This window comes from Staphylococcus sp. NAM3COL9 (assembly GCF_001431205.1).
Lineage (GTDB): Bacteria > Bacillota > Bacilli > Staphylococcales > Staphylococcaceae > Staphylococcus.
This window is the reverse complement of record NZ_LGPC01000016.1, coordinates 660,940-675,136: the sequence shown is the minus strand read 5'-3', so window position 1 is coordinate 675,136 and position 14,197 is coordinate 660,940. Positions and strand designations below refer to the sequence as shown.

Below are 14,197 nucleotides of genomic sequence, written 5' to 3'. Positions count from 1 at the left end.
TAAAGGAGTAAAGAACAATGGATGAAATTTCTCTCTATACATGGATAGGCTTCATATTATTTATGATAGTCATGGTTATTGTTGGTTATATGAGTTCACGGAAAATGAAAAATATTGCTGATTTTGCTACTGGTGGCGGTAACATCGGTCCTAGAGTGCTCGGACTATCATTTGCAGCCACATACTTAAGTGCAGCCACCTTTTTAGGCTACCCTGGTTGGTCATATGAATGGGGTCTTAACAATTTATGGTTATTTCTAGCCATGTTTATTGGTGGACCCACGGGTGTCTTAATGGTGGCTAAAAAGGTAAGGAAATTGAATACAACTCAAAAATCTTTATCTCTTCCAGATTGGTTAGGAGATTTCTACGATAGTGATATAATGCGCGTAGGTACTGGCATTATCCTTCTTTTTAATATATTTTATATAGCCAGCCAGTTTGTTGCAGGCGCAAGGATTTTTGAATATTTACTTGGTATGTCTTATTTTAGCGGACTCGTCTTTATAGCCGTTATTGTCGTACTATACGTGTATGTTGGTGGTGCACTTGCAGATATTTATACTGATGCGATACAAGTTATCATTATGGCCATTGCAGGTTTTGGTGTATTTATCTCAGGTATTGTTATCTTTTGGAAAGGAAGTATTACAAGTACATTTGCTGGTATCGCAAGTAATTTATCTAACCAAAATGAAAATTTAGTTAAAGTATTTAATCCAGAATCTGTACATTTCAATTCTTTTTCCATGGTTTTAGGTGCAATCGTCATACAGTGGGCATTTGCCTCTGCACCGCATTTATTCAATAAAATATTAGGCTTGAAAAATGAAAAAGATTTAGGGAAAATGATCAATACTTATATTATTGTCACGGGCCTTTGTCTACTCGTTCTATTCGGTGGTATATTTGCACGTGTCGCACTTGGTAATAGTGTTGAAACGTCAGATTTAGCTCTGCTTGACTATATTATTTGGGCATTTCCTGCAGTGATTGTAGCGCTTTTCGGAGTGGTCATTTTAGCTGCAGCGATGTCGACAACAGATGGATTATTTGTTTCTATTTCTACAGTATTTGCGAATGATATATTCTTAAAATGCTTAGTTAGACGAAAAATAATTAATATTAGTGATGAAAAAGCGAATAAAATTGCATTTCAAATAAGTAAAATCAGTGTACCAATCGTAGGTTTATTATCATTTTTACTTGTTTTACAACCTCCAAAACATATGAGTGACATTATGTGGATTGGAATATCAGGCATCGCAGCAGGCACATTAGGCCCCATCTTACATGCCATATACGCCAAAAAGAAAGCACCAGCTAAAGCTGCAGAGCTATCTATGTTTGTAGGACTAGGTGCATATTTAGTCATTTACTTCGGTGGCATTATTCCAAGTACAATGTCAGCAGGTGCAGTAGCAACATTTATCGGTATCGCAACAATTACAATTGCTGCATTTATCATGAAGCCAAAAGATAATCAAAAATATAATATAGAAGAAGGTAATAATTAATGTTTGTTAATGAGATGTTATCGATATGGTTATATGGTTTTCTAGGAATGTTTGTTGTAGTATTTATTTCGTTAAAAGTCGGATATTCAAATAAAGATAAATAACTTATTTTAGAAGGAGAATTTACATGCCATTAATTAAATTAGACATGATCAAAGGTAGAGAAAAAGAGGAAATTAAAAGTATTTTAGATATCACATATAATGTTATGTTAGATGCATTTCAAGCACCAAAAGGTGATAAGTATTTAATTGTGAATCAACATGAGGACTATGAAATGGACATATTAGATACAGGCTTAGGCGTTGAAAGAACAGACGAGGTGATAGTATTTACTATCGTTTCGAGACCGAGAACAAAAGAACAAAAAACGACATTCTACAAAAATTTAGTGGATACACTACATGACAAAGTAGGCATTCGTAAAGAAGATATTATGATTAGTTTAGTAGAAAATACCGATGAAAACTGGAGCTTCTTTAACGGTGAAGCGCAATTTCTAACAGGTGATTTATAATCTAACTTGAGGCCATATTATTTTGTTAAGTGGCAACATCTTTCAAAGTTGGTTCGCTTATATAAAAGCATAAAAAGACACTTCCGCTTATAGCGGAAGTGTCTTTCTGTGTTTATCAAAAATTAGAATTTATCTTTTAAGTCTTTTGCTTTATCTGTTGCTTGGTCTTTCACTTGTTCTTTTTTCTCATCGTCATTTTTAATTTCGTCGGCCTTATCTTTAGCTTTATCTGTTGCTTGATCTTTGAACTCATCAAATTTACTCATAAACAAATGCCTCCTTTAAAATGTTATATTAATGTAATTCCACATATCAAAGAACTTAAACATATTAAGCTAAGAAAAATTATTTCGATATTCAGACGCGCTAATTTCAAAGTGTTTTGTGAAACATTTTGAAAATAACAAAGGATCTTTATATCCAACTTTACTTGAAACTTCACATATCATATCATTCGTATGTATAAGTAATTGAGATGCATGATACATACGGATATATGTTAAGTATGCTTTGGGAGAATAATTTAAATTCTTCTTAAACAGCTTGAATAAATGACTGCGAGTGACATTAACATATTGCGCAACATCAACGATACTAATATTCTTGTGATAGTTTGAATTGATAAATTCGACTGCTTTTTGGATATCTTCGTTAACAATATTGACGTTGACTGAGAATTTTTTAGGAAACTGTTCTTGTAGCATATAAACTAATTGGTATATATGTTGCATGATTAAAATGTCATGTGAGTTGCTAGACGCAATTGTTTTTGAAAGATTACAGATATTATGAATCGTTTTTTTAATTTCAGAAGTATCTTTACCTATAATGACATGGTCATCCACGATATAACTACGTGCTAAATAGTCTAGAATTTGTTTGCCGCTAATACCTACCCAATAATAAGTCCAAGGTTTTGAAAATGAAGGCTTATATTCTACTTCCATGCCTTTTTCTAGTAAAAACATATCCCCTTTTTTTAGGTTAAAACTTTTCCCATCATATTTAAAAATACCTTCACCATGAGTTACGATATGTATTACAGATGTTTGGAAAACTGTATAATTATAACCTACGTTTGGTACACCAACCTCAATACCACATTCTGCTAAATTAGCATCAATTAACTTTTTACTGAATTTCTTCCATAAAACTTGCATGATACACCTCTCAATTCATCATATTGAAGATCTTTAGACTTATATAATCCTATTATAATAACAAATGGCAACATTTTGCCATGTAACATCATCATTATGCTATTCATTACATATACTTTAAATTGCTAAAATAAAGCCAACACATATGTAAGCGTTTTAAAAAGTGATGGTTTAGAGGTGGATAAATGAATAGATATTTAACTGGAAAGCAAAAATTAGCATTTGGATTTGGTGCAATAGGGAAGGACGCTATATTTAATATTGTTGGTCTCTTCTTAATGTTTTATATCACAGATATTGTAGGTTTATCTCCTGCGTTTGTCGGAGTTATGCTTTTTGTTGCACGTATTTGGGATGCAATCAATGATCCGATTATGGGTATGATTGTTGATAATACACGGAATAACTTTGGTAAATTCAAGACATGGCTCGTTATCGGTACGCTTGCTAACGCTATTGTTACAGTCTTGCTGTTTACGAATTTAGATTTATCACAGACGGCTATGTACATTTATATATCGATTATATATATTTCCTGGGGAATGACTTACACGATGATGGATATACCATACTGGTCATGGTTACCGAACTTGACGCATAATCCTAGAGAACGTGAAGAAATTTCAGTTATTCCTAGATTTTTCGCAAGTTTAGCTGCATTTATTGTAGGTACTTTTGGTTTGTTCTTTATACACAAATTAGGAGATATTTTTGGTAGCGGTAGTGATTCGGTAGGCATTTTTGTTTTTGCCGTAATCTGTAGTATTGTTTTTATCTTTACGATAGGCGTGACGGTCTTTAAAGTACCTGAAGATTATGAAATGGAAAAACAAATAGGTATTAAAGTTAATTTTAAAGATATTGGTCGTATTTTATTTAAAAACAAAGAATTACTTGCCATCATGGGTGTTTTATTAACTTTTAATTTATGTCTACAAACGCTTAATGGTTCTATCATTTATTACTTTAAATATGTAGTGAATGCAGAACATTTATTTTCAATTTTTAATGCAATGATTCTGTGTGAAATGCTTGGTTTATTACTTTTGCCACGTTTTATTAAATGGGTTGGTAGAACTACAGCGTTTAATACAGCTATTACGCTTATCATAACTGGGTTAGTTATTATTTTAGTATCAGGTTTCGTTGCGCCACAAAGTACGATTTTAGTCATTATAGGTGCAGGCATGTTACGTGTTGGTTCAGGATTTATGGTTGGTATAACAACAGTGTCGCTTGCAGATGTGATTGATTATGGTGAAGTGAAGTTTGGGCAACGTAATGAGAGTGTAATCACTTCCACAAACACGTTTTTAACTAAAGCATCACAAGCAGTTGCCGCTTTAATTGTAGGTGTCGGTTTATCTGTATTAGGTTATACGCCGAATGAGACACAATCGGCGACCACGGTTAATGGTCTGCGTATCATGATTATTGTCGCACCGTTGATTTTTGTTAGTTTAACAGCATTTTTATATCATAAAGCATTTAATTTAAAAGGTGACTTCTTGAATGATATTGAGAAAACACTCCGATATAAACGTCAGAGAGAACATAGAGAGCGTATTAAATAGAGAGGATGTCATTTTATGTTAGAACAACAATTTCATGAAAATATGGAGGTTCAGCATGTGAACTTGATGCCAAGACGTGCATTTTATATACCTTATCAACGAGGGGAGTCTGACTATCGTTTAGAAACACGTTATAATACAAAAAATGTAACATTACTAAATGGTGATTGGCATTTTGAATATTTCAATGCTCTAGAAGAATGTTTGAGACAGCCTCAACAGATTAAAAAGGACATATTACCAGTGCCGTCTGTATGGAATTTATATGGCTACGATCAAATACAGTACCTTAACACACAATATCCAATTCCATTTGATCCGCCGTATGTTCCAAAGTACAATCCATGCGGACGTTATACACGTTCTTTTGAGTTAAGTTCATATGATACAGAAAGTGATTATCATTTGAATTTCGAAGGTGTAGATAGCGCATTTTATGTATGGATAAACAATCAATTTGTAGGTTATAGTCAGATATCTCATGCTATTTCAGAATTTGATATTTCAAAATTTGTGCGTGATGGAGAGAATACGATACAGGTTCTTGTATTAAAATACTCAGATGGTACATATTTTGAAGACCAAGATATGTTTAGACATTCAGGCATTTTTAGAGATGTTTATATTTTAAAACGAGCGCAATCACGAGTAGATGATTTTAAAATTGAAACACATTTGAATGATGATTTGAATAAGGCAACGATAGACGTGAACTTAGCACGTAAACAAGCATTAGACCAAGTTGAACTAAACTTATATAATCCAAGTGGTGACTTAGTAAGTAGTACTCAAACTTCAGAACAGAATCGTTTTACAGTTGATAAACCACAATTATGGTCAGCAGAAAGACCTGTACTTTATACGTTAGTCATTACTACTGCTCAAGAAGTTATTACACAAAAAATTGGTATTCGAGAAGTTGAAATCAGAGATAATCAATTTTATATTAATGGGCAATCTATTAAATTACGTGGGGCCAATCATCATGATAGTGATCCCAAAACAGGTTATACGATAAATGAACCTCAATATACTAGAGATTTACAGCTTATGAAGCAAGGTAATTTTAATGCAATTCGTACAGCACATTATCCGAAATCGCCTTTGTTCTATGAATTAACAGACCAATATGGCTTTTATGTGATGAGTGAAGCGGATTTAGAAACGCATGGTGTAGTGCGTTTATATGGTGAAGAAAATACTGAGCACTTTAATATCATTACGGATGACCCTAAATACCAAACTGCAATTATAGAGCGTATTGAAGCGTCTATAATCCCTTTGAAAAACTATAGTTCGATTGTTTCGTGGTCGATGGGTAATGAATCTGGATTTGGGGTCAATATAGTTGAAGGCTTAGCGCGTGCGAAAGTATTAGATGCTACACGACCACTTCATTATGAAGGTACATTACATCGTGATAAATCAAAAGACTATGATTTATCTAACGTTGAAATGATTAGTAGAATGTATCCATCTCCAGAAGAAATCGAAATGACATATTTGAAGCACCCGAATCTAGATAAACCCTTTATTTTGTGTGAATATGCGCATGCCATGGGGAATTCACCTGGCGATCTTCATGCTTATCAGAAGCTTGTTGAGGCATACGATAGTTTTATTGGAGGATTTGTATGGGAATGGTGTGACCACGGCATTCAAACAGGTTTAAAGGATGGTAAGACAATATTTAGGTATGGTGGAGATTTTGGCGAACGTCTGCATGATGGTAATTTCTGTGTGGACGGTATTGTTTCTCCGGATCGTATACCTCACGAAGGATATTATGAATTTAAATATGAACATAGACCTTTAAAAGTAATAAAGCAGGATAACTATAAACTGACATTACGTAATCAACTGGATTTCACGCATATAGAAAACTATCTAAGTGTTGAAGCAACTGCTACTTATTTAGATGGAACACATCAGGTGTTTGAAGTTCCTTTTACTAAATTCGCACCACATACGACGCAAAAGATTGATTTAAGTGACTATATTAATATAAATGAACTCAGTGATGTGATGTTACGCTACAAATTAAAAGATGAAGATGAGCTACGTTCGACTCATTTTGAATTAGGATATGATCAAATTGTATATCAACGTCAATCAATGACATATCAAAATGCGAAACCATCATCTATAGCATATAAAGACGAGATTCATACAATTCATGTTTCTAATAATGGTTGGATATACACTTTTGATAAAAAAGACGCGAGTTTAAAGACAGTTGCGCATGATGGCATAATTATTATGAATCAGAAAGCAGAAATCAATCTATGGCGTGCACCAACAGATAATGACGTTAATGTTAAGCAAAATTGGGCATACGCTGGATATAAAGATATTACTACGCGCGTACATGGTTACCGAATCGATGAAAATAAGTGTGACGCCAGTCTTGTTTTTGACATTGCTATGGTTAATGAGGCAGTCCCCCCAGTGCTTTCAGGTACACTTACGTGGACGATTCAAAACGATGGTACACTTAACGTAAACTATGATTTAGAGAAAGATAGATTAGCCCCATTTCTACCACGTTTCGGTTTAGCCATGACATTAGCAAATGACTATGAACAAGTCGAATATTATGGAAATGGACCTTATAGTAGTTATCAAGATAAAGGCGTTGCAACATATTTAGATTATTTCAAAACGACAGTGACAGATAATGTAAGTAACCATATCAAACCTCAAGAATCAGGAAGTCATAATCAGACTACATTTGTTAAAGTTTCAAATAATCAAAACGCTATTTTTGTATCGAGTGGGGATGCATTCAGTTTTAATACAACACATTATTCATTAAATCAGTTAACGCATGCGACACATAAAGATCAATTAGAACGCGAAGATTTTACGTATATCTATATTGATTATGCACAAAGTGGCATTGGTTCTAATAGTTGTGGTCCAGAATTAAATGAAACTTATCGACTCAATGATTCACGCATCAGATTTAACTTTAAATTGAATTTTGAGTAGCTAGTGTTTAAGGTGTTTTACTGCTATTAATCAGAAATTATAATATAACTTAAAAGATCGTTATCACGAAATGTGATAACGATCTTTTTTAATCAAATCATGATGACAAATAGTGATTAAGCTATTTCCTAGAAAATAATAACGTGACATAGAAATAAACCTTGGTGTTATATTTCCAATACATGCTAAAATTAATATTAACAAGAACGCTAAAAATTGCTGCATTATAAAATATAACAATAATCGAAGTAGAGAACACTACACGCATAATATAATAAGAAGGTGTGATTTTATTGGAACTTAGACATATGCAGTATTTTGTTGAAGTCGTAAACCAAAAGAGTATGACGAAAGCAGCAGCTAAACTTTTCATTACACAGCCGACAATTAGTAATACAATTAGATTACTAGAAAAAGAATTAGAAGTAACATTATTTAATAGGTATAAAAACCAAATCTACCTAACTGACGCAGGAGAGGCATTCTTTTTTCAATGTAAAGAAATGCTGAAAATGTATGAGAATATTCCTAATGAATTAAGTAATCTTTTAGAATTGAAAAGCGGACATTTAAAAATAGGGATTCCTACAATTATTAATATTAGAAGATTAATCAAACTCATCTCTCAGTTCCATGATTCTTATCCTAATGTAACATTTCAACTTTTTGAAAATGGAAGTAAGAAAATTGAAAATGATATATATTATGGTGATGTAGATATGGGAATTACTGTCTTACCTACGAATCATAAAATTTTCAGCACATTCACTTTCTTAGAAGAAAAATTAAAACTCGTAGTTCATAAAGATCATCCATTATCTGGTAAAAATATGATTGATATTGAAGATTTAGAGCATCAAGAATTTATTTTATTTAATTCTGATTTTTACTTGAACGATAAAATTAAAAACATATGTAGAAACTATGGTTTTAATCCTAATATTATTTTTGAAACGACTCAATGGAGCTTTATAGAAGAAATGTTAATAAATAATATGGGCATCTGTATATTACCTGAAGGGATACTTGATTTATTGGATGAAGATTTGAAAGCGATTAGTATTAATGAACCCTCGATGAAATGGGAACTTGCCATTATTTGGAGAAAAGATATTATAGTAGATTCATTAACTAAAAATTGGATTAAATTCATACAAGAAAATTACTTATTACATCATTAAACACAGGGTCATTCACGAAATTTATACCATTATAAAAAAGGGATATTTTCTATTTATATGCTCTCGTTCTATAATTTGTGACATAAACATTATAGAACGGGAGTTTTTCATGGAGAATTATAAATATCCGAGCGATAGTAAAATTGTCAGTACCGATCAAGTCTTAATTAATGATTTAAATAATTACAACACGCTATTTGGTGGCGTATTAATGAAAAAAATTGATAATAACGCAACATTATCTGCTAGAAGACATGCAAGAGTTAAAGAATGTGTAACAGCATCTACGGATAGTGTAGAATTTTTACATCCTATTACTCAGTCTGATTCGGTTTGTATTGAATCTTCTGTTGTTTATACAGGAGAAAAATCTATGGAAATATTTTGTAAGGTTATTTCGGAAAATATGATTACAGCAGAAAGAAAAATTGCTGCTATTGCTTTTCTTACATTTGTAGCCTTAGACGAAACCAAAAAAGCAATTAAAGTACCTAAAATTACAGCTCAGACTAAAGACGAAAAAACATTGTTTATGTATGGTGAAGAAAGAGCAAAAGTACGTAAAACGAGAAGAGCACAAAGTAAAACATTACTTAAGTCTCTTGATTTAAGTAAACCATGGGAATTGGAGAAGTGATTAAAAATGGTAAATGAAATGGATGAACTAACACAATTCAAATTAGATTTAAAAGCTTTGAGAGAAGAAGCTCCTGGCTTATATGAGCAATTAGAATATATAGCAAGTTTAACAAGACAACTAAGTATTCATTATAAATATTTAGGACTACTCATGTTTTCAAACAACAATGAAGTTATTCAAAACAACAGACCTATTTTAATTAGAGATTCTGTTTTGGAGTTATATGAACAAGAAGTTGAAAAAGTTAAACTAAATCATGAATTCGAATATGTAAATGAAATGATATTAAAATTCCAATTTGTAGCTTATTCACAAATATTCCTTATCGTTTTAGGTGCAGAACCAAGTTTTGTATTTAATAACACGATTATTAAATAATGACATGGCTACTTCTATCTTGAAATGAGGCAGCAATCAATGAGCATATCAGAATGTAGATATTTATGTATCAAACAAGACAAATCCTTTGAAAAAGGTAAGCTGTATTGGCTTTTCCCGACAGAGGTGTCTACACTTGATGAAAAATATTTTTATGTATCAAACGACGGACAGCTTTTAACAGAAGCGTATAAAAGTAGTAACTTTGTTAAAAGTCTGTCGCATTAATGCAATATAACATTTTCGAATACGGTAGGAATCCAATCCACTGTTATTTTTTAAAATTATGATATTGAATGTGCCGAGTCACCCATCTTATAGTTTACATCCTCAAACTACCCCTAGGGTGTTCGCACTTTTCAAAATCTGGCAAGTATAGATAAATTTTAAAGCAGTCACAAATCATTTAATTTGTGACTGCTTTTTTGTGCCTATTTAGTTTTTTCATTTTTACTGGCTTGTTTTACATCTATTTGAGCTAACAGTGGATCATGGTCACTCGCACGACCTGACATAGCAGTGAAATCACTGTTTACATGAATTGGATCCACTTCTGTATAGTTTTTCAAGTTATTTGAAATGAATATATGATCCAGTGCTTGTGAATTACCCTGATAGTTATATGAATAACGTTCGCTTTCAGGCAAATCATAAATCATATTGCTCATATTAAAGCTTTCAAATGTTTTTAACGGTTTTGACCATTGGAAATCATTGTAATCGCCAACGGATACGATATTTGCATTAGGGTTGTCTTTTTGGACTTGTTCTACAAAGCGTCCGACTGATTTCGCAATTTCAACACGCTGATTTTCACTTTCTAATACAGGAGGTTGTTGACTACCAAATATTGGTGTATCACCATTTTTAGAATTCCAATGATTCGCTAATACGATGACTTGTTCGCCATGGAATTTAAATTGAGCAGCCAATGGTTTTCTTGAATCACCAAAGGCTGGATTATTTGGGTCAATGCGACCTGGATTTAATGTTAAGTCGCCATCTTTATATGAGACGGCTGTGTTCGCATCTCCAGATTCAATAGACTTATCAAACTGCACACGTTTAGGATTATATAAGAAACCGACACGGATATTCGCATCAGGCTGGCCGCCGTCTTCATTCATTGAAGGATCGATATTTAAATATTTATACTTTGGTCCGCCAGCTTCTTCAATATCTTTAATTAAACGTTCATAAGATTGATTAGCTTCTGGCCCGCCTTCTTTTGGCCCGTCATTATCTTGTACTTCAGTCACACCGATAATATCAGGATTCTTCATGTGTTCTGTGATACCATTCGCAATTTTATCCGCTTTATTTTCTGTTGTAGATGATGAATTGTTAGAGAAATTTTCTAAATTGTAAGATGCAACATTTAGCTTTTGATTACTCGGTTCAATGGAAGTTGGTTGTGGCTCAGTATCACCCTCGACGTGTGCTTGTTTCATGTCATCTAAATCTACATTTAATTTGTAGTTTTGAAATCCGTAATTCACATGACCAATAATTGGACCTTTAAATTTATCGCCTGTTGCTACATCAAAATCACGTGCTTTATTATTATCATACATTTTAAAAGGAATACGTTCACCATGTTGATCATTTTCTTTTAAACGTACACCGCCATTGTCCATTTCAGCAGGTTGATCATCTAAGGCAGTGAAAATGTCTCCGTGTTCTTGCGGGCCAACACTTCTGACATCGCCAACTTCAACACGCATGCCCTCTAGTGACTCCCAGTAGTCAATTGCGTATTGCTCGCGATCAAAGGTCTGAAAATCATCATTTGCAGAAATCTTGCTTGGTACTTTATCAATCACAAACGGCCCGGGCAATTTTTGGTCACTTTCTTCAATAGACACGTTGCCACCTTTATCGTCACGCGCATTAATTTGAGTTACTGATAAGTCGGTTTCTTGTTTATCACCATAACCGTCAATATAATATTCATCGACAGTGCCTGTGACGTTAACTAAGTCACCTTTTTGTGCGTCATAGTTTTGATTACCCATATAAATGATAAGTCCTTCAGATGTATTTGAATTATTATCTTTCTTATCGTCAGGTGTTTCAATATGTAAGTACTTGCCACCATTTAATTCATATTGATATGTAACAATGCCTTCTATGTTATTTACTTTTTTATCATCGTAAGGTGATTGATGACCTTTACCTTGGATATCGTGAATCTCTATCCCTTTTGTGGAAGCTTCTTTAGTATCTTGCGCATCTTTCATCTTTCTCTGTCGTTGTTGCGTGAATCGTGCTAGGTACTATGACAGTAGTTGCTAATGCCATAGATGTGATAAATGACCAAGTTAATTTATTCAAAACCATTCCCCTTTAAAGTTCAACTTTAATTATATTGTAACAAAGCGAATTCAAAGGGACTGTTAAGATAGGGTAAATTAATATTAAGTTTAGTTTTAATTATAGTAGTGGAAAATAATAGTGATGATTAAGTTGTATTTGCAATGGTGAGTACTTATTTAAAAAAAGAAAAACCATAATTCACGATTGGGTTAGATGTTGAGAGAAAGACGAAATAATACAGACACATACCAATATTGTGGGGTTGACAATATATATTTATTTTTTAAATTATGATGTTAAATATAAATGTTGCATAGTATATAATAAAACTTTGCTTTTATAGAATTGTTGGTTATCATTATACTAAAATAAATATTTATTAAGGGGAATACACATGAACAATATTTTTAGGTTTCGTAACTTTTCAGTAAGTAAAGTGACTTTTGGAATTGTAACTGCAGCAATAACTTTAAGCGTAATCACTTTAAAAAATGAACAGGCATATGCGAGTAAATCAACGGAGAGCTTAATTCAGCCTACAGCAATGCAAGGAGGAATCGAACAACCAACAGAGGCTAGTAACCCAACAAGTAACAAAAAACAAACTGAAATCGAAAACTCAACTAAGGTTGAAAACCTAACAGGAATCGAAACCTCAACAGAACAACCCAAAGAGACTACAAAAAAATTACCATCTACATCTAATCAACATACAATGAGCGGCGTAGTTTATGATGAAAAAACTACGAAAAAAACAGAGGACACATTTAATTTTAAAACTACAAATGCTCCCATGACATCAAAAACTAAAATACCGCCCAAACCGATAAAACAATCTCAATCAAGCACAGAAATTGTAACCCCAAAATCTGAACCGTCAGCATCAACTGCCCAAACAAAAATAGAAACAAGAAACCAAACTGCTACAGCAGCATCACCAACTCAAAATTCAACAGCAATTAAAACGGGAAGCGCGCCCATATCATCTGCTCCATCAACTGAGTCAGCATCTACGAGAACAAATACAACTACACCCAACACCGTAACATCGTCAACAAACCAATCTAATACAACAAATAATACATCGGAATCATTAACAAACGAAGTTAAATATTCTAGTAATGTAGCAGTTGAAGCAAACACTACTGACTATTATAATTCAATGACCCAATTGGAAAATGACACAATAGAAAATGTAGATTGGAAAAAAGAGACTAAAGATAATGGCAGTGAAGTGCTTGTGGTAGCGCCCCATGGTGGTGGTATAGAACAAGGTACTTCAGAGTTAACAAAATTATTAGCTAATGAAGCTGATTACGACTACTTCTCTTTTGAAGGTATTCGACCATCTAATAATTCACAATTACACGTTACTTCCACACGTTATGATGATCCAACATTAAATCATATGATTCAAGATCGTAAAGCAACAATTGCAATTCATGGTGCTAAAGGTGATGAAGCAATCGTTTATTTAGGCGGATTAAAATCTACATTAAAAGATGAAATTCAAAATCAACTTGAAAGATACGGTTTTGTGGTAGAAACGCCTCCAGACAATATAGGAGGGCTAAGTGACAACAATTTTATAAATAGTGAAGAGGATAGCACAGGCATTCAACTCGAATTAACGAGCGCTTTAAGAAAAGCATTTTTCAAAAATGGAGATCTGAGTGCTGATTCTAGAACAAATACTGACAATTGGACAGCTACCATGTATGATTTTTCTGACGCATTATATACAGCAATCCAAAATATTTATCCGGAAAATTAAATAATATTAAAAATATTTCATATTATATTTTAATGATTTCAGATAGTAATTTGAAATTTACAAACTCCATATAGCATTAACTTTAAATTAATACTACATTGCTAGAATAGTGAATGAAACATTAAAAATTCCTATTGGGGGTACGTGTG

General features: G+C 32.9%; 12 protein-coding genes. 9 read left to right on the top strand and 3 right to left on the bottom strand.

Annotated features, from left to right (window positions below):
• Positions 1–17: 17 nt before the first annotated feature.
• Entirely contained in the window at positions 18–1,517 is a 1,500-nt protein-coding gene (locus ACA31_RS12750; RefSeq protein ID WP_057513691.1) for a sodium:solute symporter family protein, read from the top strand.
• A gap of 127 nt (positions 1,518–1,644) precedes the next feature.
• Positions 1,645–2,034, top strand: a complete 390-nt coding sequence (locus ACA31_RS12745) for a tautomerase family protein (protein WP_057513690.1) — start codon at positions 1,645–1,647, stop codon at positions 2,032–2,034.
• Between the two features lie 122 nt (positions 2,035–2,156).
• Here ACA31_RS12745 and ACA31_RS13405 read toward each other — a convergent pair whose 3' ends face one another.
• Positions 2,157–2,300 carry a hypothetical protein gene (locus tag ACA31_RS13405; RefSeq protein WP_172793177.1) on the bottom strand — a complete coding sequence of 48 codons (144 nt, stop codon included), beginning with the start codon at positions 2,298–2,300 and terminating at the stop codon, positions 2,157–2,159.
• Positions 2,301–2,369: 69 nt separating this feature from the next.
• Entirely contained in the window at positions 2,370–3,194 is an 825-nt protein-coding gene (locus ACA31_RS12740) for an AraC family transcriptional regulator (protein ID WP_057513689.1), read from the bottom strand.
• Between the two features lie 185 nt (positions 3,195–3,379).
• Between ACA31_RS12740 and melB the strand changes: the two genes are divergently transcribed.
• The 6 genes from melB to ACA31_RS12710 all read left to right on the top strand — a co-directional run bounded on the left by melB (position 3,380) and on the right by ACA31_RS12710 (position 10,186).
• On the top strand, positions 3,380–4,768 hold the full coding sequence (melB, locus tag ACA31_RS12735) for a melibiose:sodium transporter MelB (protein ID WP_057513688.1): 1,389 nt from the start codon (positions 3,380–3,382) through the stop codon (positions 4,766–4,768).
• Between the two features lie 15 nt (positions 4,769–4,783).
• Entirely contained in the window at positions 4,784–7,759 is a 2,976-nt protein-coding gene (locus ACA31_RS12730; protein WP_057513687.1) for a glycoside hydrolase family 2 TIM barrel-domain containing protein, read from the top strand.
• 293 nt (positions 7,760–8,052) lie between these two features.
• Entirely contained in the window at positions 8,053–8,940 is an 888-nt protein-coding gene (gene cidR, locus ACA31_RS12725; RefSeq protein ID WP_057513686.1) for a cidABC operon transcriptional activator CidR, read from the top strand.
• A 109-nt stretch (positions 8,941–9,049) separates the two neighbouring features.
• Positions 9,050–9,577, top strand: coding sequence for an acyl-CoA thioesterase (locus ACA31_RS12720; RefSeq protein WP_057513685.1), 528 nt, complete (start codon positions 9,050–9,052; stop codon positions 9,575–9,577).
• A gap of 6 nt (positions 9,578–9,583) precedes the next feature.
• The gene (locus ACA31_RS12715; RefSeq protein ID WP_057513684.1) at positions 9,584–9,958 is read left to right on the top strand and encodes a hypothetical protein; all 375 of its coding nucleotides are present in this window, start codon (positions 9,584–9,586) and stop codon (positions 9,956–9,958) included.
• Positions 9,959–9,997: 39 nt separating this feature from the next.
• Positions 9,998–10,186 (top strand): hypothetical protein, encoded by a 189-nt coding sequence (locus tag ACA31_RS12710; RefSeq protein WP_057513683.1) that lies wholly within the window; start codon positions 9,998–10,000, stop codon positions 10,184–10,186.
• Between the two features lie 203 nt (positions 10,187–10,389).
• On the opposite strand, the gene ACA31_RS13635 is transcribed toward ACA31_RS12710, so the two are convergent.
• On the bottom strand, positions 10,390–12,198 hold the full coding sequence (locus ACA31_RS13635) for an endonuclease/exonuclease/phosphatase family protein (RefSeq protein WP_057513682.1): 1,809 nt from the start codon (positions 12,196–12,198) through the stop codon (positions 10,390–10,392).
• A 470-nt stretch (positions 12,199–12,668) separates the two neighbouring features.
• On the opposite strand from ACA31_RS13635, the gene ACA31_RS13530 reads away from it, so the two are divergent.
• Positions 12,669–14,048 carry a poly-gamma-glutamate hydrolase family protein gene (locus tag ACA31_RS13530; RefSeq protein WP_156393462.1) on the top strand — a complete coding sequence of 460 codons (1,380 nt, stop codon included), beginning with the start codon at positions 12,669–12,671 and terminating at the stop codon, positions 14,046–14,048.
• The last annotated feature ends 149 nt before the right edge of the window (positions 14,049–14,197 follow it).

Bases quoted from the DNA above. Each gene is read 5' to 3' on its own strand.
- ACA31_RS12750 (WP_057513691.1), top strand. From the start codon at position 18: ATGGATGAAATTTCTCTCTATACATGGATAGGCTTCATATTATTTATG.
- ACA31_RS12745 (WP_057513690.1), top strand. From the start codon at position 1,645: ATGCCATTAATTAAATTAGACATGATCAAAGGTAGAGAAAAAGAGGAA.
- ACA31_RS13405 (WP_172793177.1), bottom strand. From the start codon at position 2,300: ATGAGTAAATTTGATGAGTTCAAAGATCAAGCAACAGATAAAGCTAAA.
- ACA31_RS12740 (WP_057513689.1), bottom strand. From the start codon at position 3,194: ATGCAAGTTTTATGGAAGAAATTCAGTAAAAAGTTAATTGATGCTAAT.
- melB (WP_057513688.1), top strand. From the start codon at position 3,380: ATGAATAGATATTTAACTGGAAAGCAAAAATTAGCATTTGGATTTGGT.
- ACA31_RS12730 (WP_057513687.1), top strand. From the start codon at position 4,784: ATGTTAGAACAACAATTTCATGAAAATATGGAGGTTCAGCATGTGAAC.
- ACA31_RS12720 (WP_057513685.1), top strand. From the start codon at position 9,050: ATGGAGAATTATAAATATCCGAGCGATAGTAAAATTGTCAGTACCGAT.
- ACA31_RS12715 (WP_057513684.1), top strand. From the start codon at position 9,584: ATGGTAAATGAAATGGATGAACTAACACAATTCAAATTAGATTTAAAA.
- ACA31_RS12710 (WP_057513683.1), top strand. From the start codon at position 9,998: ATGAGCATATCAGAATGTAGATATTTATGTATCAAACAAGACAAATCC.
- ACA31_RS13635 (WP_057513682.1), bottom strand. From the start codon at position 12,198: ATGAAAGATGCGCAAGATACTAAAGAAGCTTCCACAAAAGGGATAGAG.
- ACA31_RS13530 (WP_156393462.1), top strand. From the start codon at position 12,669: ATGAACAATATTTTTAGGTTTCGTAACTTTTCAGTAAGTAAAGTGACT.